Below are 23,373 nucleotides of genomic sequence, written 5' to 3' on the forward strand. Positions count from 1 at the left end.
TTACGGCTTGAGGACGACTTTCTCGCAGTGGTCCTTCTTGTTCTTGAACAGGTCGTAGCCGGCCGGTGCCTCGGTCAGGGGCAGCCGGTGGGTGATGACCCGGGTGGGGTCGATCCTGCCCTGTTCGATGAGGCTCAGCAGCGGTTTCATGTACTTGTGCACGTGGCACTGCCCGGTGCGCAGGGTCAGGGACCTGTTCATCCAGGCGCCTGCCGGGAACTTGTCGATCAGTCCGCCGTAGACGCCGATGACGGACACCACGCCTCCGCTGCGGCAGGACAGGATGGCCTGGCGCAGGGCGTGTGGCCGGTCGGTCTCGGAGCGGACCGCCTGCTTGGCGCGGTCGTAGAGGTGGATGTGGGACGCACCGTGTGTGGCCTCCAGGCCGACCGCGTCGATGCACTTGTCGGGGCCCCGGCCGCCGGTGAGTTCGAGCAGTGCCGAGCGTACGTCGGTGTCCTCGAAGTTGATGGTGGCGTAGCCCTGGGCGGCGGCCATGTCGAGCCGGTAGGTCTCCTTGTCGATCGCGATGACCTTCTCCGCGCCCAGGACCCGGGCGCTGTCCATGGCGAACTGGCCGACCGGGCCGGCGCCCCAGACGGCGACGACGTCACCCTTCTGGATGTCGCACATCTCGGCGCCCATGTATCCGGTCGGCAGGATGTCGGACAGGAACAGCACCTGCTCGTCGGTGAGTTCGGGCCCGACTTTGAGGACGTTGGCGTCGGCGAGCACCACGCGGGCGTACTCGGCCTGGCCGCCGGCGAAGCCGCCGGTGAGGTGGGAGTAGCCGTAGATGCCGGCGGTGGGGTGGCCGAAGAACTTCTCCGAGATGCCGGCGTTGGGGTTGGTGTTCTCGCAGCACGAGTACAGCTCGGCGCGGCAGGACGCGCAGGCGCCGCACGCGATGGGGAAGGGGACGACGACCCGGTCGCCTACGCGGAGTTTGTCGCTGACGCCGGGGCCGACCTCGACGATCTCCCCCATGAACTCGTGGCCCATGATGTCGCCCTTTTCCATGGTGGGGACGTAGCCGTCGAGCAGATGGAGGTCGGAGCCGCAGATCGCCGTCGAGGTGATCTTCACGATGGCGTCGCGGCTGTTGAGGATCGACGGTTCGGGGACGTCCTGCACCTCGACCGAGTTGCGTCCCGTCCAGCAGTTCGCCTTCATGCCAGGGCCTCCTTCAGTTCGTCCTCGGTCAGCGGTCGGGCCGGGTGCTGCGGGAACTCGCCACGGGCCTGCTTGCCGCCGGGCGCGCCCTCGGAGCGGACGACCTCGCCGATCTCCACGATCTGCTTGAAGCGGCGCAGATCGTCGTCCAGCTGCTGGTGCGGTTCCTCGCCGAAGTAGCGCGCCGCGGCCTTGCCCACCGGTCCGCCGGGCAGGTCGTAGCGCAGGAGCACCCGGATCTCCGTGCCCCGGCCGCCGGGGGCGGGCACGAAGCGGACCTCGCCGGAGTTGTCGATGTCGGCGCCCTCCACCGACCGCCAGGCGATCAGCCGGCCGGGGTCGTCCTGCGTGGTCTCGGCGTCCCATTCGACCGTCTTGCCGAACGGCGCGCCGGCCCGCCAGTGACTGGTGCGCGGACCGGTGACGCGCACCTCGTCCAGGTGCGCCATGAAGTCCGGCAGTCGCTTCAGGTCCTTCCAAAGGGCGTAGACCTCGTCCGGGGATCGGCTGACGGTGGTGGTCGCGGTCAGTTCCATGGGGGTGCTCCTACGGGTGCGGGTCACGGCCGCGTAGACGTCCGTGGCCGTGAGGGCGGTGACCGCGGCGGTCGCGGCAACGGTGCGGCCCAGGCCACGACCGTCGTGGTTCCTCAGGGCCCGGGTCAGCATCGTCAGATCCATGAGATCGCCACCGACGCGGCCCCAGAGCCAGGCGGGATGCGGCCGCCCCAGCAGCCCGGCCGCCGCCGTCAGCTCACGCACACCGACGGCGGTCGTGGCCGAGCGGTGCCGGAATGTGCCGTCTACACCCAGTGCCCGGGCGAAGCCGGCCGGGGCGGCGACCTGGGGCACGCCCAGGAGCGCACTGGCCCAGCCCAGGCCACGCACGAGCGGATCGTGCTGTAGGCGGGAGGCGGAACGGGTGTCTGTCTTCATGAGTGCTCCCACGTGCGGTGAGGTGAACGGAAGGCGTGCCACTTGAGTGAGAGGGCGAAGAGCGCATGCGGATAACACCGGGGGTTTCCACGTGGCCCGCATCCAGTCCTCGACCGGCGTCATCGGGATCCGACGTCCGGCCTGCCCAGCGAGCACGGTCGATCACCGCGGCGTCTGATCCCGGCCTGGGCCAGGGTCGGACGCCGCTCGTCGGCCGGCCTTCTCCCTCGGTGAGCGGAGGCGGCGGCCCTCTGCCTACCGCTTGTGGCCGTTGCCGTGTCCGTCGGGATGCAGGACGACCTTGGTCCAGCCGTCGTCACGGGCGTCGAAGTGCTCGTAGGCGGTGGGGGCCTGGTCCAGGCTGAGTTCGTGGGAGACGACGAAGCTCGGCTTCGCCTTCCCGCCGGCGATCAGATCCCGCAGCGCCCGGTTGTACCTCTTCACCGGCGCCTGCCCGGTCCCCATGCGCTGGCCCTTGAACCACATCATGCCGAAGTCGATCGGGACCTTGCCCTGAGCCTCCAGCTCGCCCTGGGCCTCCGCGCCGCCGGGGTCCTGGGGCAGGAACACGCCCACCACACCGATATCGCCCGTGAACCGGACCGAGTCGATCAGACCGTTGAGCGTCAGGCTGGCGTCCTCGTGTCCCTGGGGATCGTGCGCCTGGTAGCCGACGCATTCGCAGCCGTTGTCGGCGCCCAGACCGAGGGTGGCCTCCTTGACGACCTCCGCCGGGTTCTGCTCGGCGGTGTTGATCGGGATGGCGCCGATCTCCTCCGCCTTGCGCAGCCGGTCGGGCTGGTGGTCGGCCGTCCAGACGCGCCCGGCGCCCTTGAGGAGGGCCGAGTAGGTCGCCATCAGCCCGACGGGACCGGCCCCGAAGACGATCGTCTGGTCACCCGGCTTGACGTGCGCCATCTCGGTGGCGTGATAGCCGGTGGGGAAGATGTCGGCGAGCATCACGTAGTCGGTCTGCCGCTCGGCGGCGTCCTCGCCCAGACGCAGCGCGTTGAAGTCGCCGTAGGGCACGCGCAGCAGCTCCGCCTGGCCGCCCTGGTAGGGGCCCATGTCGGCGAATCCGTAGGCGGCTCCCGCGAGGGCCGGCTCCGGCTGCATGGTCAGGCAGTAGTTGGTCAGACCCTGCTCGCACTGCTTGCAGAAACCACAGGCGATGTTGAAGGGCAGCACCACGTACTCGCCGACCTGGACCTTGCGGACGGCCGAGCCGACCTCCACCACCTGGCCCAGGTTCTCGTGTCCCAGGGTGCGGCCGGACTCGAACGAGGTGCGGCCCTCGTACATGTGCAGGTCCGAGCCGCAGATGTTGGTGGTGGTGATCCTCACGATGATGTCGCAGGGGTGTTCGATCTTCGCGTCCGGCACGTCCTTCACGGTGACCGTTCGCGGTCCTTCGTATACCGCTGCTTTCATGATGTCTTCTCTCGGTGCCACGGCGTGAGCGCGGCACGGCGCTGATGAGACGGCGCAACGAGCCTGTCTCTCGGAAGGTTGCGATGGCGGGGTCCGTGGCTCCTGCGCACTGCTGCGGGCCGTTCACCCGGATCAGGTGCAACGGTGCTTCCGCCGCCGACCTGCTCGGCGGAGCTTCGGCACTCCGGCGGCGTGCGGTGCGGGTCCCCGTCGGCATGCCACCCGAAACGACCCTCAGCGATCGATCAGCGCGGAGCTCCCCACTCGGAGGGTCACCGGTCCAAGACCCCTCCGACTCGAATCACCAGCTAGTCACCATCGTCGTACGCCAGCATGCGGCGGCTGCGCGATCTTCGTCGGCGCATCGGGATCCGCCAGGAGAGCCACGACCGTAACGCCCTGCGACGACTCCTTCATGACGGGACCCTTCTCGTCGGCTGTCCCGGCGCTCATCAGTGCCCGAAACGTCCCCGCTGTAACGCTGGCGCCCATAACCGCCGCCAATTCGACGACGGAGACCAGAGTCCTGCTTCGGAAGAATGTCCACGCACCGACAAGGTCGACCTCGGTCACGAACTCGCGACAACCGAAGGCGGTTCGCTCCGGGACGAGCACGGATGCCACGTGCTCATGCCCGACAGCTGTCGGCGAGACGGCTTGACGAACTCGCCCGGTCTGTCCGGTCCCCTACCGCCCGGCCAGGTACGCGCCGAACACGGGGTCAAGCCGGGTGAGCCACTCGGTCAGCCTGGCCGCCCGGCGGGCGTTCAGCTCGCAGTCGAACACGCTGCCGTCCCACAGCCGGACCGTCACCGTCAGCCGGTTGCCACGCGGGGTGCGCACCACCCCGGCGATCTCCGCCCACTCGAAGTCCGCCGCCGCGCCCTCGACTTCGAGGATGACCCCGGTCGCGTTCACGACGATACGGCTGTCCCGGTCGGTGAGCACCACCTCGGGCGGGCCCAGCGGGGCGGGCGGCCCGAACCCGTACGGGCTCCCCGGCGGGGTCGGGGGAAGCGGCGGCGGCTGCCGGTACGCCGGGGAGGGCGGCGAGAAGGGCTGCGGGGCGGGCGGGGCGTACCGGGAGGGCGCCGGAGGAACGGCGACGGTCGGGGAGTACGCCGGCGGACCCGGCTCCCGGGACTCTCCGGTGACCGTGTCCAGCAGCCGGGAAGGCGTCGGCCGGGCCGCAGGGTCCTTGGCCAGGCAGGTCGAGACCAGCTCCGTCAGCCTGGCGGGCACGGCGGCCAGGTCGGGCGTCTCGTGGACGGAGCGATACATCAGCCCCATGGGAGTGCCCTCGCCCCAGGCGCTGCCACCAGCCGCGGCGACCAGGACGGCACCGAGGGCGAACACGTCGGCGGCGCCGGTCACGTCGTGGCCGAGGGCCTGCTCGGGGGCGAGGAAGCCGGGAGTGCCGAAGGCGGTGCCGGTGGCGGTGAAGCGGGTGGACTCCACGGCCCGGGCGATCCCGAAGTCCAGCACCCGGGGTCCGTCCTCGGCCATGATGATGTTGCCGGGCTTGAGGTCGCGGTGCACCAGGCCGCGGGCGTGGATGGACTCCAGCGCCTCGGCGAGGGCGGCGGCCAGCGCCCGCAGCTGCGGCTCGTCCATCGGGCCCTCGGCGGCGAGCCGTGCCGCGAGGGTCGGCCCGGGAATGTAGGCGGTCGCCAGCCACGGCGGGTCGCCGTCGACATCGGCGTCGACCACGGAGGCGGTGTGGAAGCCACCGACCGTGCGGGCCGCCTCGACCTCGCTGCGGAACCGCTCCCGGAAGACCGGGTCCGCCGCCAGCTCCGGCTTGGCCACCTTCAGCGCGACCGCGCGCCCACCCCGTGTCCGGGCCAGGAACACGGTTCCCATCCCGCCCTCACCGAGCTTGCGCTCGACGAGGTACCCCCCTATCCGCTCCATGCGCACAGTATGGCGGCAGATCCACCGTGCTCCGCCACTCGACGACCGGCCCGACCGGAACCTACAGATGTCTCCTGGTCCTAAGGCGGCCTTGCCGCCTTCGGACGGCGCCTGACAACTCCCCACCGCCGGCATGCGCTGGTATCTGTGAGCAGAGTCGGCCGCCACCGCCGCACGGACCTGCTGCACCGCGCATGCCGACCGTGCCGTGGAGCGTTCGGCATCCGGTCCTGCATCGCATCGGTGATCACCAGTCGGACTGGTAGATCCGATCAGCCAATGAGCGGACCGGAATGACACGCTTTTGAGGGGTCAGCCGTTGAGGTTCCGCATCAGTTCGGGGGCGTAGCGGTCGCCGGAGACGACGCCGCGCGGGGCGACGGCCTCGATGGCGGCCAAGTCCTCATCGGTGATCGTCACGGTGGCGGCAGCGACGTTCTCCTCCAGGTAACGGCGGCGCTTGGTGCCGGGGATGGCGACTGCACCCTGGTGCAGCACCCAGGCGAGAGCCAGCTGGGACGGCGAGACCTGCTTGGCGGCGGCGATGCGGCGGACCTCGTCGACCACAGCCAGGTTTCGGGCGAAGTTTTCGCCCTGGAAGCGGGGGTCGGTGCGGCGGAAGTCGTCGGCTGCGAAGTCGTCCGGGCTGGTGATCGCACCGGAAAGGAAGCCACGTCCGAGCGGCGAGTACGCGACCAGGCCAATCCCGAGCTCGTTCAGGGTGGCCAGGACCCCGTCGTCCTCGATGCCGCGCTCGAAGAGCGAGTACTCGGTCTGGACGGCCGTGATCGGGTGGACGGAGTGGGCGCGGCGGATGGTCCGCGGTGCGACTTCGGACAGGCCGATGTAGCGGACCTTGCCGGCGGCCACCAGCTCGCCCATGGCGCCGACGGTCTCCTCGATCGGCACCTGCGGGTCTACCCGGTGCAGGTAGTAGAGGTCGACGTAGTCGGTGTTCAGGTGGCGCAGGGAGCGGTCGAGGGAACGACGGATGTATTCGGGGCGCCCGTTGTGGCCGACGAGCGTCCCTTCGTCGGTGAACTCGACGCCGGTCTTGGTGGCGACGACGGCCTGATCGCGGCGGCCGGCGAGGGCTTTGCCGAGGAGCTGCTCGTTGATGAAGGGGCCGTAGCTCTCGGCGGTGTCCAGCAGGGTGACGCCCAGTTGCAGGGCGCGGTCGATGGTGGCCAGGGACTCGGCCTCGTCGGTGCTGCCGTAGAAGGCGCTCATGCCCATGCAGCCGAGTCCTTCGGCGGAGACGGTCAGGCCCTGGTTGCCAAGGGTGCGGAGTTCCATAGTGATCTTCTTTCCGTTGCGGGTCACCCCGCGGTGTGTGAGGGAGTGGTTCAGCATCCGGCGCGTTGGGGCCCTCGGGCCGGAACCGGGTGCGGCTGCGCGCCGGCTACGTGTGAGTGGGCGCGGCGGCGGTGTAGCGCCGGTGGGCGGATGGGGGTGCGGCTGCCGCGCCTGCCACCGACAGTGCGTGCAGTGCATCAACCGGGACGCGGGACCGGGAGGTCAGCGGAGCCAGGCGCCGGTGATGGTCCGGACGGCGGAGCCGTCGAGGTCGGCGAGGGTGGTGGCGACGAAGTCGCGGGCCCACTGCGAGGTCTGGATGCGGAAGGGCGGGCGGGCGACGGTCAGGGCGTCGACGATGGGGGCGGCTGCCTCGGCCGGAGTCTGGGCGTTGCCGTACGACTGCTGGGTGCGGGTGATGTACGCCTCAAGCGCCGGTCCGTAGGGTCCGGCGGCGGCGAGCAGCGTCGGGACGTCCAGGCCGAGGTTGGCCACGAACTCGGTCGCCACCGCGCCCGGCTCGACCACGGTGACATCGACGCCGACGGTGGCGGCGACCGGCGCGAGGGACTGCATGAAGCCCTCGACGGCGAACTTCGCCGCGCAGTACGCCTCGTTGAAGGGCTGGCCGACGGCACCGCCTACGCTGCTGACGGTGATAACCCGGCCCTTCGACGCCCGCAGGTACGGCAGGGCGGCCCGGGTCATCGTCACCACGCCGAAGAAATTGACCTCCATGGCCGCGCGGACGTCATCGACGCTGCTCTGCTCGATGGTGCCGACCTGGGCGGCGCCGGCGTTGTTGATCAGCGCGTCGAGGCCGCCGTGCTCGGCGACGACCTCGTCCAGGCATGCGGTGATGCTCGCGGAGTCGGTCACATCCAGGTGCTTGACCTCGATCCGGTCCGCGACATCCGCCTCGGCGGCGGCCTTGAGCAGGGCCTCGGCCTTGCCGATGTCGCGCATGGTGGCGATGGTCGCCCAGCCCGCCCGGGCGGCGCCGATGGCGGTGGCCAGGCCGATGCCGGAGGACGTACCGGTGATCAGCGCTGTCTTTGTCGAGGTCATGAGGGTCTTCCCTGCCTAGGTAGCAACGAGCGGAAATCCGTAACCGGGGAGTCCCCCGGTTATCCGCAACGGTAAGCGGGGAACTCCCCGGTTGTCCAGCTAGACTGGTCTTCCGACGAAGGGAGCAACCTTGACCACCAAGCCGGGCGCGTTGCGCGCCGATGCCCGCCGCAACCGGGAGCGCATCCTCGAAGCGGCCGTGCGCGCCTTCTCCGACAAGGGCCCGGACGTCGCGATCGACACGATCGCCAAGGCCGCGGGCGTCGGCTCGGCCACGCTCTACCGCCACTTCCCCACGCGTGAGGCGCTCATCGAGGCGGCCTACCGCAACGAGCTGGCCCGCGTCTGCGACAGTGCCGAGAAGCTACTGGCCGACAACCCGCCGGACCGGGCGATCCGCCTGTGGATGGACGACTTCATCGATTACGTGGCGGCCAAGCAGGGCATGGCGGACGCCCTGCGGGCCGCTGTCGCATCCGGCGCAGACCCCTTCGCCGAAACCCTCGACAAACTCGGCACCGCGCTCGGCACCCTGCTGCACGCCGGCGCCGACGCCGGCCTCCTGCGCCCAGACATCGACACCTTGGATGTCGGCTTCAGCCTGGCCGGCGTCGCCCTCATCACCAGTGCCCCCGACCAACGCGAACGGGCCGGCCGCCTCCTCGACCTGCTCCTCGACGGCCTCCGCTACGGGGCGCCCGGGCCGACGCCCGGCGCCTGACCAGGCTCGAACGACGACCGATCCCCGGTACGCGAACCTGGTGGCGGCGTGGAAGCGCGCGCAGCAGCCGGCGTCCAGGGCTCCGCAGCAGGAAAGGCCCGTGCGGGGGTTCGTCATCCTGCCCAAGCCCTAACAGCAGCACGGCGGCTGCCCCTTGCTTGGCCAGCCGCCCCTCAAGCGCCCGCCCCGTCGGAGGACCGGAAACCTCTGGCGGGGCGAATGAAAGCGAAGAGGCCCCAGCCGGTGGTGCGTTCCGGCTGGGGCCTCTTCCTTGTTCCCTCGTTACAGCGGGCGGATGTTCTCCGCCTGCGGGCCCTTCTGGCCCTGCGTAACGTCGAACTCGACCTTCTGGCCCTCCTGAAGCTCACGGAAGCCCTGGGCGGCGATGTTCGAGTAGTGGGCGAAGACGTCGGGGCCGCCACCCTCCTGCTCGATGAAGCCGAAGCCCTTTTCCGAGTTGAACCACTTCACAGTGCCCTTGGCCATGCCTGTCTCCTTCGAAAGGACTCGTATCGGGTCTCGCACCGTGCGGGACCCGGAGGTGATCGCCCTGGTCCGGAGAGGCGTCGAACAGCAAGAACGCCCGCGATGGCGATCACGGGCGAACGGGACTTCGGAACCACGACTGCTAGTCACGACGCTACACCGACTGGTGAGGCTCGGCCACGCGGTTCCGGTCATCATGGCGTGTTGCCCCGACGCGCCGCATACGTGCCAACGTCTCACGAGGCCCAAGTCAGTGACTGGCAACCGTGTCCCTGCGGTCGGTCTCCCACACCTTGTTCCGCCAAGGGCGCGGTCTTGCCAGGAACACATCACGCCTGCCGCGCAGCCCGCTCCCCACCCGCAAGCCCGGCCCGCTCCCCCGGCGTCAGATCACGACGGATCACCCGGTGCAAGGTGGGCAGTGACGGCGGCTGGACGCGTCGCAGAAGCCGCTGGGCGGGCGGCCGGTGCGTGCTCGGCGAGGCTCCTACCTGCGGTGACGCCGACGGCGCACCGTGACCCAGGCCAGTCAAGGCTATGGAGCAGACCCCGCCGGGAGACGCTCGCCGCCACCTTGACCGGCCCCTGCGAGGATCACCGACGCCGACCGCTCTCGCACCCGCACGGCAAGACGTCACCCAAATGGCCCACACCAGCCCCGTGCCGCTGTGCGGCGTAACCCGTTCGGCCGCAAGGTGAGCATGACCCGATGGCCGCCGACGAAGCCACCGAGGGGGCCAGCGCGGGGAGGCGTCATGCTTCTGACAGTTCTGATCGTCCCCGTACTACTGGTTCTCATGCTGTTCGGATTGCCCATGCTGGAAGACCACCTGTTCCCCCAGCTCCCGCACGAGGACGAGCCGAACGGCGAACCCGGAGCACGGTAGCCAACCCACCAGGCCGCCCTAGGACCAGTTGCCCCTGGACGACGAGCGCGAAGAGCTGCCCGATAGCGAGGAGCAGGTCAAGGTCCCGCCGTCACTCCCGCTGCGTCCACGACCGAGTTCGACACGCTCGCTCCGCGTGATCTCAGTCGGCGTCAGGGCGATCCGGGAAGCATGTGTGCGCCTGTTCTGCCGCTCGTCGGGGATGGACGGAATCTGTGGCTGAAGTTCAGGGCGATGTTCAGTGCGAGGAAGTTCTTTCCGACGTCCGTCCGGGCGCGCAGCTGGATGCGGTGCTCTGCCACCGGCACTGCCTCGGGTAGCTGGAGGTTCCACGTCTGACGCCACGGTCCGGCGGCCGGCCTGAGGTGACCGGAGAGCTGCGCGCCCATGCACTCCAGCAGGTCGGGCAACCTGTACTCCCTGTCGAGCATTCTCACCGGACCGAATTTCATGATCACGTTGCAGGTGACCCGGGTGAGGTCGACGGGTTCCTTGAGGTGGCCGGTCATCTCCCAGCGGACCTGGTGTCCCAGCCGGGGCAGAGCCGGGGTCAGCGTGATGTCGAGGCTGTCCAGGACGTAGGTGCCGTCGCTCACGTCTTCCACAAGGCGGATGCTCATGTCACTCCTCACCCGTTCGCGGGGTCGGGAAAGCACCCGGAGGACAGCCGGGCCAACGGCCTGGGATCACATACAGATGGGCGGAAATCCGCAGGTAGGACGGACAGTGACGGCAGGGTGCAGCCGCGCGGACACTGATGGCGCGCGCCTCGCATCCGGCACCGGCAGGGGTGTGCGCGGGGCGTGGACGTCGGACAATGGGACAGACTGGGACCCCGGCCCGATTCCGGCGGGCCGGGGCTCCACAGTACGGCCGGCTGCGGCCTAGTACTCGTCGTGGTGACGCTTGACCACCCGGAAGCTGGCCACCACACCCTCGTCGATGTCGATGCCCTCGGTGCATCCCGGGTCCACGCCGTAGCTGGAGCTGTGCGGGCCGACGGTGGCGATGGGAGCGCCGTTGTCGCAGACGGCCCCGCGGAAGACCTCGACGGCCTTACGGCTTTCGTTGCGGACGTTCAGGGTCTTCGCGCCCAGGCCGCTGACCACGGTGATGCAGTCGCCGGGGTGGGTGGAGTAGGACCGCTCGTTGATCTGGATGCGGCCCTCGTCCTCTCCTCGGTGCCCGTTGTTGTCGTTGTCGTCGTCGCCTTCGTTGCCCTTGCCCTCGTTGCCCTTGCTGTTGTTGCCCTCGTTGCCCTTGCTGTTGTTGTTTCCGTTGCTGCCGCCGTGGGGCGCGGCTGCGGTGGCCTGGGCCTGCTGGGGGGCCGGAGCGGAGGCGGGGGCGGCCGAAGCGTAGGTGATGCCGGTCGCGGCCAGCGCGGCGGCCGCTGAAACGGCGGCGGTGATCACCGTGGAACGAAGCTGCATTTCGCGGTCTCCTGTTCGGGGTGCCGGCCTGTCAGCCGGCTCGTTGATGAACCTACCTACAGCTGACATGACGGGCATATCGGGAGGTCAGGGACTCAGCTCCGAACAGGGTATTCTCGGGCATTTCGCATTGGTTGATGGAGCGTCACATCCATTAAGCAAAAGGCAGATTGACATACTATTAGCCTTTCCAGGTGATAATTGACGTCTCCTTACTCGCGTCGTTACGGCGCGTCGCTGCGAACCTCATGAGCTGAGTCGTGCTAGATGGGGCCACACTGGAGACCGCCGACGGGCCGCACCGCCGGGCAGAAGATCGGAGAGCACCCGGTCAGAGCGGGCCTGGGTGCCAGGCCACCGTCGTTGCCCGTACCGGCCTCGATGATGGCCATCGCGGGGATGTTCTTGACCAGTGCGTTCCAGAGGCCCTCGCGCGAGAACTTGAGGGAGCTGTTCGCTTCCAGTTCAGGTCGTCGGACTCCGCCAGCCAGTCGGCAGCAGCCTCGACGACGATGCCGAAGCCCAGGGGCCGGGCGCAGCCCCCCGAGGTGCTCATGCAGTCGTGTCCAGGAAGGTGCCCTGCCTAGCACCTAGTGCGTGGCACTGACACCGACCGTCGCACCCGCCCTTAGGCGTTGCGGGCTCAGTGGCGACGGTGGCCGGTTGGGCGGCGAGCTCGCGGCGGGAGAGGCCGCCCAGGGGCCGCTCGTAGATGGCCTTCCAATGCCCGAAGGCACATCAGGCACGTTGATCGAAGCTGGGCCCCGAGACCGTGTACGAGATCTAATGGGATGCCAGCCATGCGGTGTACCAGTCGTGGAAGTCCGGTCCTGGGGTCAGGCCGCCCCAGGACCGGTCGTCGAGCCAGACTTGTCCGGCGTTCGTGCCCGTGATGAGGAGGCGAGAGAAGGTACCGCAGCCGATCTCACTGAGGACAAGAGTCCCCGCAACCGAGTAGTCGGCGTCGCCTCCCCTGCCCGATCCCGGCCAGTCCGTGGTGTGCGGGAACGGGGTGGTCAGAAAGCCGGCTCGCAGGCACTCGGTCCGGAAGTCGTGCAGGGCCTCTTCGTCATCCACTTCCTCTGCCAGGCCCAGCAGTCCGTAATGAGGTCCCGCTCCGCCACCGGCGACCGTGCCCAGAAAGTCCCGATAGGACGCGGGCAGGGTGACGCCGTGTAGTTGCTCGAAGGAGCGGATCGCGCCCTCCGGCAGGAGCGGTTGGAGCCGGTATCCGTGGTGCGCAGCACCGAAGCGGCGACGCTCAGGATCCTCCAGGGCCATCGCGGCAACACGAGAGCGCACCGAGACGCCGTTCCAGGTCCCGCTCGGGGCGGCAGCATCAGCGGTCACGCCCGAACCGTATCCCCGTCCGGCTCCACCAGGATCAATGGCCTGGGGCCCGGCCGTGTGGCGGGATGGCAGTCCGGGGCCTTGCTCACGATAGGCGGCTTCAGATGTGCACGGTGCCGTCGTGCCGGTGGAGGTACAACTCGCCGAACTCGGTGTCAGCGAAGGCGACCAGATCCTTCGCTGACAATCCGTCGGGCAGACCCTTTCCGGCCAGATCCTCCCGCGCCGGGGGACGCATTGCGTCGGCCGGGCGGGTCTCGTACTGGCCACTGTGGCACACCCACCAGATGGGCAGGCCGACGTCCCACAGAAACCGTCTGCTACCGGCGTAGGTGAGCCCTTCGGGCAGCTCCTCATCGGGGATGCGCAGCACGTGCTGCTCCCCGAAGGCGTCGTCGAACCGTGCCGCGGTAAGCGGACCCATCGGCCGCCGTACGGCGGGGGTCGGTTCCGGCGGCGGCTCCTCCGCCGACGTGGGGTCAATGCCCGCGTCGCGCGGCCAGTCCCGCAGCGTGACGGCGTCCGTTTCCACGACCGCTATGCCGTGCACGCTCTCGATGAGGTGACGGGTCGCCGTCCGTGGCGAAGGCCTCGGCGCCCTCCCACTCTGCAGGAAACTACAGAAGTCCAATCGCCTTGCATAGATGTAACACCGATTACGTCGCTGTAGCTCCACCCGACCACCGCGTAGATTGGCCAAATGTCCGCTTACGTGCGGCTTCTGAGGCTCCGATAGAGCCGTCTCGCTGAATTCCGCCTTACATCTTCCCGTAACAAGCTACTGCTTGTATGTTCCGCTACTGCCGACTCAACACGCCGCTGTCGGTCCGTCAGAAAGAGGTGAGCGGAGGCGCGTTCCTCCCGCACCCGTCTCTTCCCGCAACCCAGGAGCACCGATGACCTCACGCGCGCTGAGCAGGCCCCTCACCTCGCTCCTTGTGATCGCGGCGGCCGCCACGACCCTCGCCGTCACCAGTGATCCCGCCCATGCCGCCGCGGACCGCATCCGCCTCGGCAGCGCGTCCGATGTCAGCCGATCAAGCTGGTCCGGCCCCGCCTTCACCATGAATGGCGACGGCGGTGTCGTCGGTGGCTCCATGACGAGGGCCATCGACGCGATCCGCGGCAACACCGGAAGCCTCGACGTCGTCGTGCTGGCCGGCTCGGCTCCCACGTCGGGCGGCAAGACCCCCGAGTGCGACACGATCACCGCACTCTCCGGCGTCAACTCCTGTACCACCTGGACGCTGACTGCCGCATCCGACGGCAACAACACCCAACTGAACGCTGACATCCGCAACGCGGAGTTCGTCTACTTCGCCGGCGGCGACCAGTGCCGCTACGCCGCCTGGAAAGGCACTTCTCTCCAGGCCTCCGTACAGTCCGTCATCGCCAAGGGTGGCGGCTCCGGCGGCGGCAGTGCCGGCCTCCACATCAACAGCTCCATCGTCTACGACGCCTGCACCGCGAGCGCGACCTCGGCCACCGCGCTCGCCAACCCCTACGACAAGTCCGTCACGTTCACCACCGGCATGTTCAACTGGCCGAACTACGGCGACACGATCAACGACTCCCATTTCGTTGCCCGCGACCGCATGGGCCGCACCATGGCGTTCGTCGCCCGTGCCATCAAGGACGGCCTGACCAGCCAGGGCAAGGCATGGGGCGTGGGTATCAACGAAGGAGGCAGCTCTCTCTACGTCGACAAGAACGGACTGGCCACACTGATTGGCAGCGACGCCTATGTCGTCCTCGGCGACCACCAGCCGGAGCAGGCCGTCGCCGGCAAGCCCCTGACTTTCTCCGACTACAAGATCTGGCACCTCACCAGCGGCCAGACCTTTGACTTCAAAAACCGTCCCACTTGCGGCTATTACCGACGCAGCGTCAACAATGGCGTCGCTGACCCCAACCTGTACAGCGGCACGCCCGAGACCGGTTGCGGCACCTCGGGGGGAGGCACGACGGTCGGCGAAAGCGAGCCGAACGACTCCCGCTCCACCGCTGACGACATCACGTCGAGCACTCCCCCGCTGACCCTGACCGGCGCCCTGAGCACCACTTCCGACCGGGACTACTTCAAGTTCACCCTGGCCTCAGGCAGGACCGCGACCATCTCCTGCGCGATCCCCGACGCCTACGACGCGGACGCCTATCTCCTCGACTCGACCGGAACCACACTCACGAGGTCGGTGAACGACGGCCGGGGCACCGACGAGTCCCTCACCTACACCCGCACGGCCTCGGGTAGTGGGACGTACTACCTGGACCTCGAGGCCTACGCCGGTTCCGGCTCGGCCACCTACGCCTGCGACCTGAGTGCGGTCTGACTGCGACCAGAGGCCCAGACCGCTCGCGCGTCCGGAAATGCTGCTAACGGACCTATGCCGGCCCCTCAACCGCGGCGCCGAGTTGGTCGTGGGTCTCGGCCCTGTGGTCTGCGGGCGCCCACTGTCCGACCGACCCGCAGACCGGGGCGCTCATCCCCACCCGGCGCCGAGCACTTCGCGACGAATCGGCCGCCGGTCTGGGCGTCGACCTGCGCCCCGTCTGGGTCCGGGCCCGCACCGACACCCGCCTCGCACATGTCACCCGATGCCCGGCTGTGCGAAGCGCCTGAAATCCGGGACCGCCGTATACAGCACCAGCATGACCGCCACCACCAGCAGACCTCCGCCCGTGACCGCCCACATGGGACCGACCAGGGAGGCCGCTGCACCGTGGGCCAGGCCCGCGAGGCGGGGACCGCCGGCGGCTATCACCGTGTCGGCGCCTTGCAGACGACCTCGCAGCTCGTCGGTGACGACGGTTTGAAGCGCGGACTTGCGGTACGCGCTCAGCACGGTGAGCGCAGCGCCGGCCAGGACGAGCAGGCCTGAAGCGGCTGCCAGGGACCGGGCCAGGCCGAACCCGGCGATGGCCCCGCCCCAGCAGCAGACCGCGCCGCAGATCGCGGGGCCATAGCGACGGTTCCGGGTGAACGTCCCGGACAGCAGCCCGGCCAGCACGCTGCCGACCGGGATCGCCGCATACAGCACGCCCACGACGTCAGCGCCGCGCAGTCCTGTGGCGAGTTGCGGGTACACCGCGTAGGGCAGGCCGAGGAAGAGCGCTGAGAAGTCGGCGGCGTAGGTGACGACCAGGACCTTGTCCGTGGTGAGCAGTCGGAGCCCGGCCAACACGCCGTTCCTGCCAAGGCCGCGTCCGCCGGAACTTACAGGCAACAGGGGCGGAAGGCGCCACACGGCCAGGAGCGTCGCCGTGAGCGCCACGGCATCGATCAAGTAGAGCGTGGGACTCCCCACAACAGGCAGCAGCGCGCCGGCCAGCAGCGGGCCGGCGATTCCTGCTGACCAGGAAGCCGTCGACTGCAGCGTGTTCGCCGCCGGGAGGACTGCAGCGGGCACCAGGCGTGGAACGACTGCGCCGCCTGCGGCGGCGTTCGCGCCGAAGCAGGCCTGTTGCAGCCCCACAAGGACGAGCAGTAGCACCACCGAACGCAGGTGGGCCGCGGCTTGGAACCACAGCAGCAGCGAGGCCACCCCGATCGCGGCATTGGTGCACAGCAGCACCAGACGTCGGTCGGCGGTGTCCGCCACGGCTCCTCCCCACAGCGATCCGAGGACCATCGGAACGAAGCCGACGAGGCCCGCGAGTCCAACGTCTGCGGAGGAACCGGTCAGACCGTAGATCTGCATCGGTACGGCCACCGCCGTGAACTGAGCACCCGACGTCGTAATCGCACCCGCGAGCCACAGTCTGCGGAAGTCCCTATGCCGCAGCGGCTCGATATCCATGAAGATCCGCATGGCCAAACGCTGGGGCTTACCCCTGCGGCAAGGTCAAGGCCGGCCCCCAGGACCCCGTCCTCACCTGCCGAGGGCCCCTGTCGCTCTGTCCTCTCCCTAGCACCGGCGGAACCTCCGGGGAGTGCGCGGAGCCCGCCTGTCAGTGGTGCGAGACCAGGGAGAATGCGTCATGACTCACCGATCGCGCCCCCGCGTGCAGCTACTCACCGGCGGGCCAGGACCGCCGCTTCCCTGAAGCGTCGGGACACCACCGACATACGTAGCGCGGACTTGGGCGGGCCCCCTGACGAGTGGGCGTTCCCCCGCAGAAGGCCCACCCCGTGTCAGACGGGACGCGTTGGGCGCGGACGCCGACTGGCTTATGCGGTCGAGGTAGGCGTGCGTATGCCGTACGGGACGTGTGCGACGCGCGCCGTCACCACGGAGACGGTTCAGATCGGGCGCCCCGCCCGGTGTCAGTCCAGCGCCTCCAAGCTGGTAGCCGCCTCGGACACCCCGGCGATTTGGGAAACAGGTCGTCCTGCAAACCGCACCTGATGCGCGTCACGTTGCGGGGATGCGGCTTCGGGGAACGTCCCGTGTCCGCGCCATGGGAGGGCGGACGGCACGTAGTGGGCCCGGGCGGCGGCTCCGCCGCTGTCGATTTCGAAGTACAGCAGGGAGAACGCGAGGACGGTGGTGGCCCACACGCTGCCGCCGGCCTGCAGGAGGGCGTCGGCGGAATTGGTCTCGCTGCCGCCGTGCACGAGGTCGTCGGTCAACCGGACGGTCGACCAGATCGCGCCGCACGCCAGCACGCTGACCAGGGCTATCGAGATCGCGCGCAGAGCGGCCGAGCGGCGGCTGATGCGGCCCGGGTCGCCGGCGATCAGCGCCACCAGGAGGAGCCCTTCGACGGCGGGGAGCGCCCAGCGGGGCCCCAGGCGAAGGTCGTCGGGCAGCAGCAGGGTCAGCACCGCGGCGGCGATGACGGCTGCGGCCATCGGCCAGCGGGACTCGCCATAGGGCACCTGCCGGGGCTCGTGCCGGCTGCTCTCGTCCGCGGGGTGCGGTCCGGTCATGTCCGGCTGCCGTCCGAGGTCGAGCCGCTGAGGCGGGTGCGGTGGCGGACCGGCCACGGTCGGGTCGTCTCGAATGCCATCGCCTCATTGTGCGGAAGGGCTGCCATGTCGACATCGTGTGACACGCGCGTACGCGGCTCGACAGCGGGTGGGCCCTCCCTATTGAGAGAGGGCCCACCCGTGGGGCGCCGGTCTCATGGAACGGTGTGAACGCGGACCGCGCAGCGACCGGCTCACGCGAGCACCGGCTGACGGGCGACTCCGCTACGGCAGCGGGAAGACGGCGCACGTGGTGGTCGCGTGGGCGTACAGCTTCCCGTCCGCGGAGCCGATGACCCTGGCCTCGGCCGTCGCGGTGGTCCGGCCCGCGTGGATTACGGTGCCCTCGCACCGCAGGCTCGGGGTGTCGGGGAAGACGGGGCGCACCATGTTCACGCCGAGCTGGATCGTGGTGTAGGCGCGCCCCGCGGGGAGCGTCGACATCACGGCGCTGCCGAGAGCCGAGTCGAGGAGCGTGGCGAGGAACCCGCCGTGCACCGTGCCCATGGGGTTGAGCAGGTGCTCGGCGGGTTCGCCCACGAAGACGGCCCGGCCGTGCTCCGCCGCCACGAGACGGAAGCCGAGCGTCCCGCAGATCGGTGCCTGCGGGAACCGGCCCTCGACGCACATTCGGAGCACCTCGAGACCCGAGCGGCCGGCGCCGTCGGCGTAGCTGGTGGGCGGCTCCCACGTGTGGGTCCGGGAGCGGACGCCGGGTCCCGCCTCGCGCGGGGCTGTGGTGTCCGGCGCCGCGGCGGAGGGCGTTGATGTCATGGTCGGTGGATCTCCGTGTTCTTCTCGTCGTTCACATACTCAAGGGGTTCGCGGGGCGTGAGGGGCCGATCAGGGCAGCTTGACCGCGAGCAGGTCGACCGGCCGGATGTCGGGGGCCGAGGCGAGCATGGTGTCCGCGGCGCCCATGAGCGCGGCGGCGATCCGTCCGCGGAGGTGTTCCGTGCGGTCGTCGTCGTTCTCGAAGGTGTCGAAGACACCGAAGGTGGTGGCGTTCTCCCGGAAGGCGAACCAGGTGACGGTCCGCTTCTCCTCCTCGGCGAGGCGCACGGCCTCGGTCAGCATCCGGGCGATGTCGTCGGCGTATTCGGGCTTGGCCTCGATGCGGGCCAGCAGGCCGATGTTGTTCATGACGGGATTCCTTCGGCTCGGTGTGCGGTGCTCTGCGGCACCGGCGACACCACTCACGCTAGGTCGCCGAAGGGCTCGGCCCCAGTGTCGGAAACGACAGCTCTGATACCGTTCCCGACATGGATGTCTCCGTACTCGTGTACGACGGCGTGTTCGACTCGGGGCTCTGCGCTGCTCTGGACGTGCTGGAGGCGGCCAACGCCATGCGCGGCGAGCTGCCCCAGCCCCCGCCCGCCTGGAACGTCCGGACGATCGCCTTCACTCCGCAGGTGCGCACCGGCGCCGGGCACCTCGTCACGGCGGAGCCCGCGGGGAGCACGGACGGCACGGAGCTGCTGCTCGTGCCCGCCCTGGCCGAGCGCAGACCGGAGGCGCTGCTGGAGCGGGTCGGCGGGGCCGGTCTGGCCGAGGTGCGGGATCTGGTCGCCGAGCACCGGGGCCGGGACGCGCCGGTGGCCTCGGCCTGCACGGGCACCTTCCTGCTCGCCGAGTCGGGCGTGCTCGACGGCCGCCGCGCGACGACCACCTGGTGGCTCGCGCCCGTCTTCCGCCGCCGCTACCCGAAGGTCGTGCTCGACGAGAGCAGCATGGTGACCGCCACGCAGGGGGTGACCACGGCGGGTGCCGCCTTCGGCCACGTCGACCTGGCGCTCGCCGTCGTGCGGATGGCGAGTCCCGCTCTCGCCGACCTGGTCGCCCGGTACCTGGTCGTGGACGAGCGTCCCTCGCAGTCCGCGTACACCATTCCGAGCGCCCTCGCGCAGAGCGACCCGCTGATCGCCGCGTTCGAACACTGGGCGCGCCGGCACCTGGACACACCGAACAGCCTGGCCGAGGCCGCGCGTGCCCTCGGCGTCAGCGAGCGCACGCTCCAACGCACGGTTCGCCGGGTGATGAACACGACGCCCGTACGGTTCGTCCAGGACCTGCGGGTCGAACAGGCCACGCATCTGCTGCGGACCACCGACCTGTCCCTGGAGACCATCGCGCGCAAGGTGGGGTACGAGCACGCCGCCACCCTGCGCGCGCTGCTGCGCGCCCGTACCGGCGCCACCACGGCGGGTCTGCGCACCCGGTGACCGCGGGGGCGCCCCGGCCCTGGCGCAGCACCCGGCCCAGCTCGGCGAGCAGCCGGGCGTCGCCGAACGGCTTGGCCAGCAGTCCGGTGACGCCGGCCGCCTCGCCCTCGTCCACCTGGGACGGCTCCGGCTTGTCGGTCAGCACGATGATGGGCGTGGAGGCGTAACGCAGGCACCAGTGCATCGACACCGGACTCGGCCAACTCGCCGACCCCCTCACCCGCGACACCGCCCTCGCCGTCGTCAGCCTGTCAACGAGAGCGGGCCGCATGACATCGCATTGACGATCATGCGTCCCGTGAGACATCTCAAAGGCCCAGGAAGGCAAGCCTCCTCCATGAACCGCTTTGAAGGCGGTCGGGGCAGTGGTCAAGGATGAGTTCATGGCAGCTAACGGGAGCGAGATCGTTCTGAGCAAGCAGGAACTTCGTGAGGTGACCGCGTTCGCCGCCGCGTGCGCGGAGATGGCGCTCGTCATATTCGCGGCCGATCAGCCAGACGACTCGCGACCCCGAGACGCTGTCGCTGCCGCGTGGGAATTCGCTCGGGGTGGCGAGCGCGGGAAGTCTCTGCGCGACACAGCGTCGGCGGCCCTCAAGGCGGCCAAGAGCGCGGACACCGAGGCAGCGCGCGATGCAGCCTGGGCGGCGATGTCCGCGGCAGGCGCCGCCTATCTCCATCCACTCGCCAAGGCCACCCAGGTCAAGCACATCCTCGGAGCCGGCGCTTACGCGGCCAGAGCGGCCGAACTGGCCGCCGGTGAAGATCGGAGCGTTGCTTCGGAGCAACTCGAGCGAGCGGCGCGACACGCGACCCCGGTTGTCGTGGACGTACTCAGACGTTTCCCGGCGGCACCAGGCGGGGGCGGACGGGTCGGTGAGTTGATCCGCCGGTTGGACGCCGAGCTTCGTTCACTCGCCTTCACGGAGTGACGTCGATGGTCCGGCTGCGGTCGACGCCCGACGCCACCAGCAGAGAGCACGACACGGGCGAGCCATGTCAGCGGGGGCGCCGGCCGCCCGCTGGGGACGCAGCGGGATCAAGCGGCGACACTCCCTTGCGGCCGCCAGCCGCCGTGGCAGGGCCCCGGGGACTGTGAAACGCTCGGAAACAGTGGCATATCCGTCCTTCACCGCACGTCGACGGCGGACGAGAGAGCCGGCCCGTCCGTGACGGGGGTTCACCCGGTTCCTGGCCCTGATGTTCGCCGAGTGGGGAACACACGATGACGACGACCGAGCACCCGCACGACCACGACGGCCACCAGGATTCGACCTTGTACCGCACCCCGGCAGACGCCGTCGCCGCGCCCAGGGAGGAACTCGCCTACGTCGTCGGGTTCGACCCGGCCGGAACGCGCCCGGACGCGCTGTTCACCGTCGGCACCGACCCCGACTCCGCGGCGTACGGCCGGGTGATCGCCCACGCCGAGGTGCCCGGCGTGGGCAACGAACTGCACCACTTCGGCTGGAACGCCTGCTCGAGCGCGCTGGCCCATGCCGGTCACCACCACGCCACGCGCCGCTACCTCATCGTCCCCGGATTGCGCTCCTCCAGGCTGCACGTCTTCGACACCGTCCCCGATCCGGCCCGTCCCCGCCTGGTCAAGACGGTCGAGCCCGGCGAACTGGCCACCCGGGCCGGGTACTCGCGCCCGCACACCCTGCACTGCGGTCCCGACGGCGTCTTCCTGTCCTGCCTGGGCGGCGCGGACGGCGCGGACGGGCCCGGCGGCGTGGCGCTCCTGGATCACGAGAGCTTCGAGGTGCTGCGCGGTTGGGAGAGCGAGCGCGGGCCGCAGCACCTCGCCTACGACGTCTGGTGGCACCTGGCGCAGAACATCGCCGTCACCAGCGAGTGGGGAACGCCCTCCATGATCGAGGACGGTCTCGTCCCCGACCTGCTGCTGGATCGCCGATACGGCCACTGCCTGCACTTCTGGGAACTCGGCACCGGCCGGCACCTGCAGCAGGTCGACCTGGGCGACGCCCACCAGATGGTCCTGGAACTGCGTCCCGCGCACGACCCCGAGGCCACCTGGGGGTTCACCAACACCGTGGTCGACGTCGAGGACCTGTCGGCCTCGGTGTGGCGTTGGGACCGCGACGGCGAGGACTTCCACGTCACCAAGGTGATCACCCTCCCGGCCGAGCCCGCCCCGGCCGAAGACCTGCCTCCGGCGCTCAAGCCGTTCGGCGCCGTGCCCCCGCTGATCACCGACATCGACCTCTCGGTGGACGACCGGTGGCTGTACGTCTCTGCGTGGGGCACCGGCGACCTCATCCAGTACGACGTGAGCGACCCGCGGCAGCCCAGGCGGACCGCGGCCGTTCGGCTCGGCGGCATCACCGCCCGCCGACCGCACCCCGCCACGCCCGACGTGCCTCTGACGGGCGGGGCTCAGATGGTCGAGGTCAGCCGCGACGGGCAGCGCGTATACCTGACGAACTCCCTGTACGCCGCCTGGGACGAGCAGTTCTATCCCGCGGGCATCGAGCCGTGGATGGTCAAGCTGGACGCCGATACTTCCCGCGGCGGGCTGTCGGTGGACGGCCGCTTCTTCCCCCACGGCGAGGACTTCGCCGGCCTGCGCGTGCACCAGACACGCCTGCAGGGCGGCGACGCCTCCTCCGACTCCTACTGCTACCGCCGCTGACCCCAGCGCCGGTGACCAGAAGCACCATGCTCTGCGCCTTCGAAGCGGTTGGCACGCACCACGCCGGAGATTCGGCCGGGCTGCTGACTCTGGCCGCGTCGCTGGTGGCAGCATCGCTGGTGGCTCTGGCCACGATGGCGGGAGCTTGGGCGGCGCGGCGGGTACCGGGCCCTACCGTGCTCGTGCCGGCCGCCGCGTCCGGCATCCTGCTGGTCATCGCTGTCCTCGATCTGCTGCCCGACGCGTGGGACGAGGCCGCCGAGGCCGGCCTGCCGCCGTGGGCGGTGCCGTTCACAGCGCTCGCCTCGTTCGCCCTCATGGGCGCCCCTGCCCGGACCGGCTGCCCGTGCGGGCGGGAACGTGCGGGCGGCGTCGGTGCGGCGGCAGGACTCGCCGTGCACCGCTTCGTGGAAGGCACGGCCCTCGCCCTGACCACCTCCCCCGCCGTGATCGCCGCGCTCCTCGTACACGCCGCAGGGGAAGGCCTGGCCCTGGCCGCACTCTTGGCCGCCCAGCCCGGACGGCGCACGGCTTGCTGGCTCGCACTCGCCTGCCTCAGCCCACTCGCCGGCGTGCTCGTCACGAGTGCCGTCCCGCTCCCGGACGGCCTCCTGCCCTTCCTCCTCGCCGCCGTCGCCGGCGTCCTCGGCCAGGCCGCACGGGTGGCACTCGGCCTCGCCCGCCGCCAACGACCCGCCGGTCGGTGGGTGCGGACGGTCCCGATCAGCGCAGCAGTGACCCTGGCGGCCGTCGCCACCGTTCTCTCTCTGCTCATAGCGGCCGGCCGCTGAACGCGATACGAACACGGACCGGATACCGGAGGGCGTCCTGAGAGCCGCAGAGGCAGGAGGTGGCGGCGGCCTTCTCGTACGCGGCGGCGCCGCAAACGGCTGGG

22 protein-coding genes are annotated in these 23,373 nt (G+C 69.9%); 7 read left to right on the forward strand and 15 right to left on the reverse strand.

Annotated features, from left to right (window positions below):
- The 6 genes from ACZ7JA_RS12340 to ACZ7JA_RS12365 form a co-directional block, all read right to left on the reverse strand.
- A complete protein-coding gene (locus ACZ7JA_RS12340) occupies nt 1–1,173 on the reverse strand; it encodes a zinc-dependent alcohol dehydrogenase (protein ID WP_351663684.1) in 1,173 nt (390 codons plus the stop codon).
- Nucleotides 1,170–2,108: an SRPBCC family protein gene (locus ACZ7JA_RS12345; protein ID WP_351663682.1), complete on the reverse strand. Its 939-nt coding sequence runs from the start codon at nt 2,106–2,108 to the stop codon at nt 1,170–1,172. The genes ACZ7JA_RS12340 and ACZ7JA_RS12345 overlap by 4 nt, the downstream gene beginning before the upstream one ends.
- Before the next feature lie 255 nt (nt 2,109–2,363).
- Entirely contained in the window at nt 2,364–3,539 is a 1,176-nt protein-coding gene (locus tag ACZ7JA_RS12350) for a glutathione-independent formaldehyde dehydrogenase (protein ID WP_389297924.1), read from the reverse strand.
- A 687-nt stretch (nt 3,540–4,226) separates the two neighbouring features.
- Entirely contained in the window at nt 4,227–5,453 is a 1,227-nt protein-coding gene (locus ACZ7JA_RS12355) for a serine/threonine-protein kinase (RefSeq protein ID WP_470808038.1), read from the reverse strand.
- A 312-nt stretch (nt 5,454–5,765) separates the two neighbouring features.
- Complete coding sequence (locus ACZ7JA_RS12360) at nt 5,766–6,749, reverse strand: aldo/keto reductase (protein WP_351663674.1); 984 nt, start codon at nt 6,747–6,749, stop codon at nt 5,766–5,768.
- Between the two features lie 222 nt (nt 6,750–6,971).
- The gene (locus ACZ7JA_RS12365) at nt 6,972–7,817 is read right to left on the reverse strand and encodes an SDR family oxidoreductase (protein WP_470808039.1); all 846 of its coding nucleotides are present in this window, start codon (nt 7,815–7,817) and stop codon (nt 6,972–6,974) included.
- Between the two features lie 130 nt (nt 7,818–7,947).
- Between ACZ7JA_RS12365 and ACZ7JA_RS12370 the strand changes: the two genes are divergently transcribed.
- Entirely contained in the window at nt 7,948–8,538 is a 591-nt protein-coding gene (locus ACZ7JA_RS12370; protein ID WP_351663672.1) for a TetR/AcrR family transcriptional regulator, read from the forward strand.
- 282 nt (nt 8,539–8,820) lie between these two features.
- On the opposite strand, the gene ACZ7JA_RS12375 is transcribed toward ACZ7JA_RS12370, so the two are convergent.
- The gene (locus ACZ7JA_RS12375; RefSeq protein ID WP_062048923.1) at nt 8,821–9,024 is read right to left on the reverse strand and encodes a cold-shock protein; all 204 of its coding nucleotides are present in this window, start codon (nt 9,022–9,024) and stop codon (nt 8,821–8,823) included.
- Nucleotides 9,025–9,779: 755 nt separating this feature from the next.
- Here ACZ7JA_RS12375 and ACZ7JA_RS12380 point away from each other — a divergent pair.
- A complete protein-coding gene (locus tag ACZ7JA_RS12380; RefSeq protein WP_470808040.1) occupies nt 9,780–9,911 on the forward strand; it encodes a hypothetical protein in 132 nt (43 codons plus the stop codon).
- Between the two features lie 152 nt (nt 9,912–10,063).
- On the opposite strand, the gene ACZ7JA_RS12385 is transcribed toward ACZ7JA_RS12380, so the two are convergent.
- The 4 genes from ACZ7JA_RS12385 to ACZ7JA_RS12400 form a co-directional block, all read right to left on the reverse strand.
- On the reverse strand, nt 10,064–10,531 hold the full coding sequence (locus ACZ7JA_RS12385; protein ID WP_470808041.1) for a hypothetical protein: 468 nt from the start codon (nt 10,529–10,531) through the stop codon (nt 10,064–10,066).
- 264 nt (nt 10,532–10,795) lie between these two features.
- Nucleotides 10,796–11,341, reverse strand: a complete 546-nt coding sequence (locus ACZ7JA_RS12390; RefSeq protein ID WP_351663666.1) for a hypothetical protein — start codon at nt 11,339–11,341, stop codon at nt 10,796–10,798.
- A 783-nt stretch (nt 11,342–12,124) separates the two neighbouring features.
- Nucleotides 12,125–12,691, reverse strand: a complete 567-nt coding sequence (locus ACZ7JA_RS12395; RefSeq protein ID WP_470808042.1) for an SMI1/KNR4 family protein — start codon at nt 12,689–12,691, stop codon at nt 12,125–12,127.
- A gap of 100 nt (nt 12,692–12,791) precedes the next feature.
- A complete protein-coding gene (locus ACZ7JA_RS12400) occupies nt 12,792–13,223 on the reverse strand; it encodes an SUKH-4 family immunity protein (protein WP_470808043.1) in 432 nt (143 codons plus the stop codon).
- Between the two features lie 364 nt (nt 13,224–13,587).
- On the opposite strand from ACZ7JA_RS12400, the gene ACZ7JA_RS12405 reads away from it, so the two are divergent.
- Nucleotides 13,588–15,021, forward strand: a complete 1,434-nt coding sequence (locus ACZ7JA_RS12405) for a pre-peptidase C-terminal domain-containing protein (RefSeq protein ID WP_470808044.1) — start codon at nt 13,588–13,590, stop codon at nt 15,019–15,021.
- A gap of 258 nt (nt 15,022–15,279) precedes the next feature.
- On the opposite strand, the gene ACZ7JA_RS12410 is transcribed toward ACZ7JA_RS12405, so the two are convergent.
- The 4 genes from ACZ7JA_RS12410 to ACZ7JA_RS12425 form a co-directional block, all read right to left on the reverse strand.
- On the reverse strand, nt 15,280–16,500 hold the full coding sequence (locus ACZ7JA_RS12410) for an MFS transporter (RefSeq protein ID WP_470808045.1): 1,221 nt from the start codon (nt 16,498–16,500) through the stop codon (nt 15,280–15,282).
- 455 nt (nt 16,501–16,955) lie between these two features.
- Nucleotides 16,956–17,561, reverse strand: a complete 606-nt coding sequence (locus ACZ7JA_RS12415) for a hypothetical protein (RefSeq protein ID WP_351663660.1) — start codon at nt 17,559–17,561, stop codon at nt 16,956–16,958.
- A 264-nt stretch (nt 17,562–17,825) separates the two neighbouring features.
- Complete coding sequence (locus ACZ7JA_RS12420; protein WP_389297906.1) at nt 17,826–18,374, reverse strand: PaaI family thioesterase; 549 nt, start codon at nt 18,372–18,374, stop codon at nt 17,826–17,828.
- Nucleotides 18,375–18,443: 69 nt separating this feature from the next.
- Nucleotides 18,444–18,743: a putative quinol monooxygenase gene (locus ACZ7JA_RS12425; protein ID WP_351663656.1), complete on the reverse strand. Its 300-nt coding sequence runs from the start codon at nt 18,741–18,743 to the stop codon at nt 18,444–18,446.
- Between the two features lie 119 nt (nt 18,744–18,862).
- Between ACZ7JA_RS12425 and ACZ7JA_RS12430 the strand changes: the two genes are divergently transcribed.
- The 4 genes from ACZ7JA_RS12430 to ACZ7JA_RS12445 all read left to right on the forward strand — a co-directional run bounded on the left by ACZ7JA_RS12430 (nt 18,863) and on the right by ACZ7JA_RS12445 (nt 23,269).
- On the forward strand, nt 18,863–19,822 hold the full coding sequence (locus ACZ7JA_RS12430) for a GlxA family transcriptional regulator (RefSeq protein ID WP_401132808.1): 960 nt from the start codon (nt 18,863–18,865) through the stop codon (nt 19,820–19,822).
- Nucleotides 19,823–20,187: 365 nt separating this feature from the next.
- Nucleotides 20,188–20,754, forward strand: a complete 567-nt coding sequence (locus ACZ7JA_RS12435) for a putative immunity protein (protein ID WP_470808046.1) — start codon at nt 20,188–20,190, stop codon at nt 20,752–20,754.
- Between the two features lie 293 nt (nt 20,755–21,047).
- Nucleotides 21,048–22,478 carry a selenium-binding protein SBP56-related protein gene (locus tag ACZ7JA_RS12440; RefSeq protein WP_351663652.1) on the forward strand — a complete coding sequence of 477 codons (1,431 nt, stop codon included), beginning with the start codon at nt 21,048–21,050 and terminating at the stop codon, nt 22,476–22,478.
- An 11-nt stretch (nt 22,479–22,489) separates the two neighbouring features.
- Nucleotides 22,490–23,269 (forward strand): hypothetical protein, encoded by a 780-nt coding sequence (locus ACZ7JA_RS12445; protein ID WP_470808047.1) that lies wholly within the window; start codon nt 22,490–22,492, stop codon nt 23,267–23,269.
- The last annotated feature ends 104 nt before the right edge of the window (nt 23,270–23,373 follow it).

Source organism: Streptomyces sp. NPDC038135 (assembly GCF_055601245.1).

Excerpts from the sequence above, each read along its gene's own strand:
- ACZ7JA_RS12340 (WP_351663684.1), bottom strand. The coding sequence starts at position 1,173 with ATGAAGGCGAACTGCTGGACGGGACGCAACTCGGTCGAGGTGCAGGAC.
- ACZ7JA_RS12345 (WP_351663682.1), bottom strand. The coding sequence starts at position 2,108 with ATGAAGACAGACACCCGTTCCGCCTCCCGCCTACAGCACGATCCGCTC.
- ACZ7JA_RS12350 (WP_389297924.1), bottom strand. The coding sequence starts at position 3,539 with ATGAAAGCAGCGGTATACGAAGGACCGCGAACGGTCACCGTGAAGGAC.
- ACZ7JA_RS12355 (WP_470808038.1), bottom strand. The coding sequence starts at position 5,453 with ATGGAGCGGATAGGGGGGTACCTCGTCGAGCGCAAGCTCGGTGAGGGC.
- ACZ7JA_RS12360 (WP_351663674.1), bottom strand. The coding sequence starts at position 6,749 with ATGGAACTCCGCACCCTTGGCAACCAGGGCCTGACCGTCTCCGCCGAA.
- ACZ7JA_RS12365 (WP_470808039.1), bottom strand. The coding sequence starts at position 7,817 with ATGACCTCGACAAAGACAGCGCTGATCACCGGTACGTCCTCCGGCATC.
- ACZ7JA_RS12375 (WP_062048923.1), bottom strand. The coding sequence starts at position 9,024 with ATGGCCAAGGGCACTGTGAAGTGGTTCAACTCGGAAAAGGGCTTCGGC.
- ACZ7JA_RS12380 (WP_470808040.1), top strand. The coding sequence starts at position 9,780 with ATGCTTCTGACAGTTCTGATCGTCCCCGTACTACTGGTTCTCATGCTG.
- ACZ7JA_RS12385 (WP_470808041.1), bottom strand. The coding sequence starts at position 10,531 with ATGAGCATCCGCCTTGTGGAAGACGTGAGCGACGGCACCTACGTCCTG.
- ACZ7JA_RS12390 (WP_351663666.1), bottom strand. The coding sequence starts at position 11,341 with ATGCAGCTTCGTTCCACGGTGATCACCGCCGCCGTTTCAGCGGCCGCC.
- ACZ7JA_RS12405 (WP_470808044.1), top strand. The coding sequence starts at position 13,588 with ATGACCTCACGCGCGCTGAGCAGGCCCCTCACCTCGCTCCTTGTGATC.
- ACZ7JA_RS12410 (WP_470808045.1), bottom strand. The coding sequence starts at position 16,500 with ATGCGGATCTTCATGGATATCGAGCCGCTGCGGCATAGGGACTTCCGC.
- ACZ7JA_RS12415 (WP_351663660.1), bottom strand. The coding sequence starts at position 17,561 with ATGACCGGACCGCACCCCGCGGACGAGAGCAGCCGGCACGAGCCCCGG.
- ACZ7JA_RS12420 (WP_389297906.1), bottom strand. The coding sequence starts at position 18,374 with ATGACATCAACGCCCTCCGCCGCGGCGCCGGACACCACAGCCCCGCGC.
- ACZ7JA_RS12425 (WP_351663656.1), bottom strand. The coding sequence starts at position 18,743 with ATGAACAACATCGGCCTGCTGGCCCGCATCGAGGCCAAGCCCGAATAC.
- ACZ7JA_RS12430 (WP_401132808.1), top strand. The coding sequence starts at position 18,863 with ATGGATGTCTCCGTACTCGTGTACGACGGCGTGTTCGACTCGGGGCTC.
- ACZ7JA_RS12440 (WP_351663652.1), top strand. The coding sequence starts at position 21,048 with ATGACGACGACCGAGCACCCGCACGACCACGACGGCCACCAGGATTCG.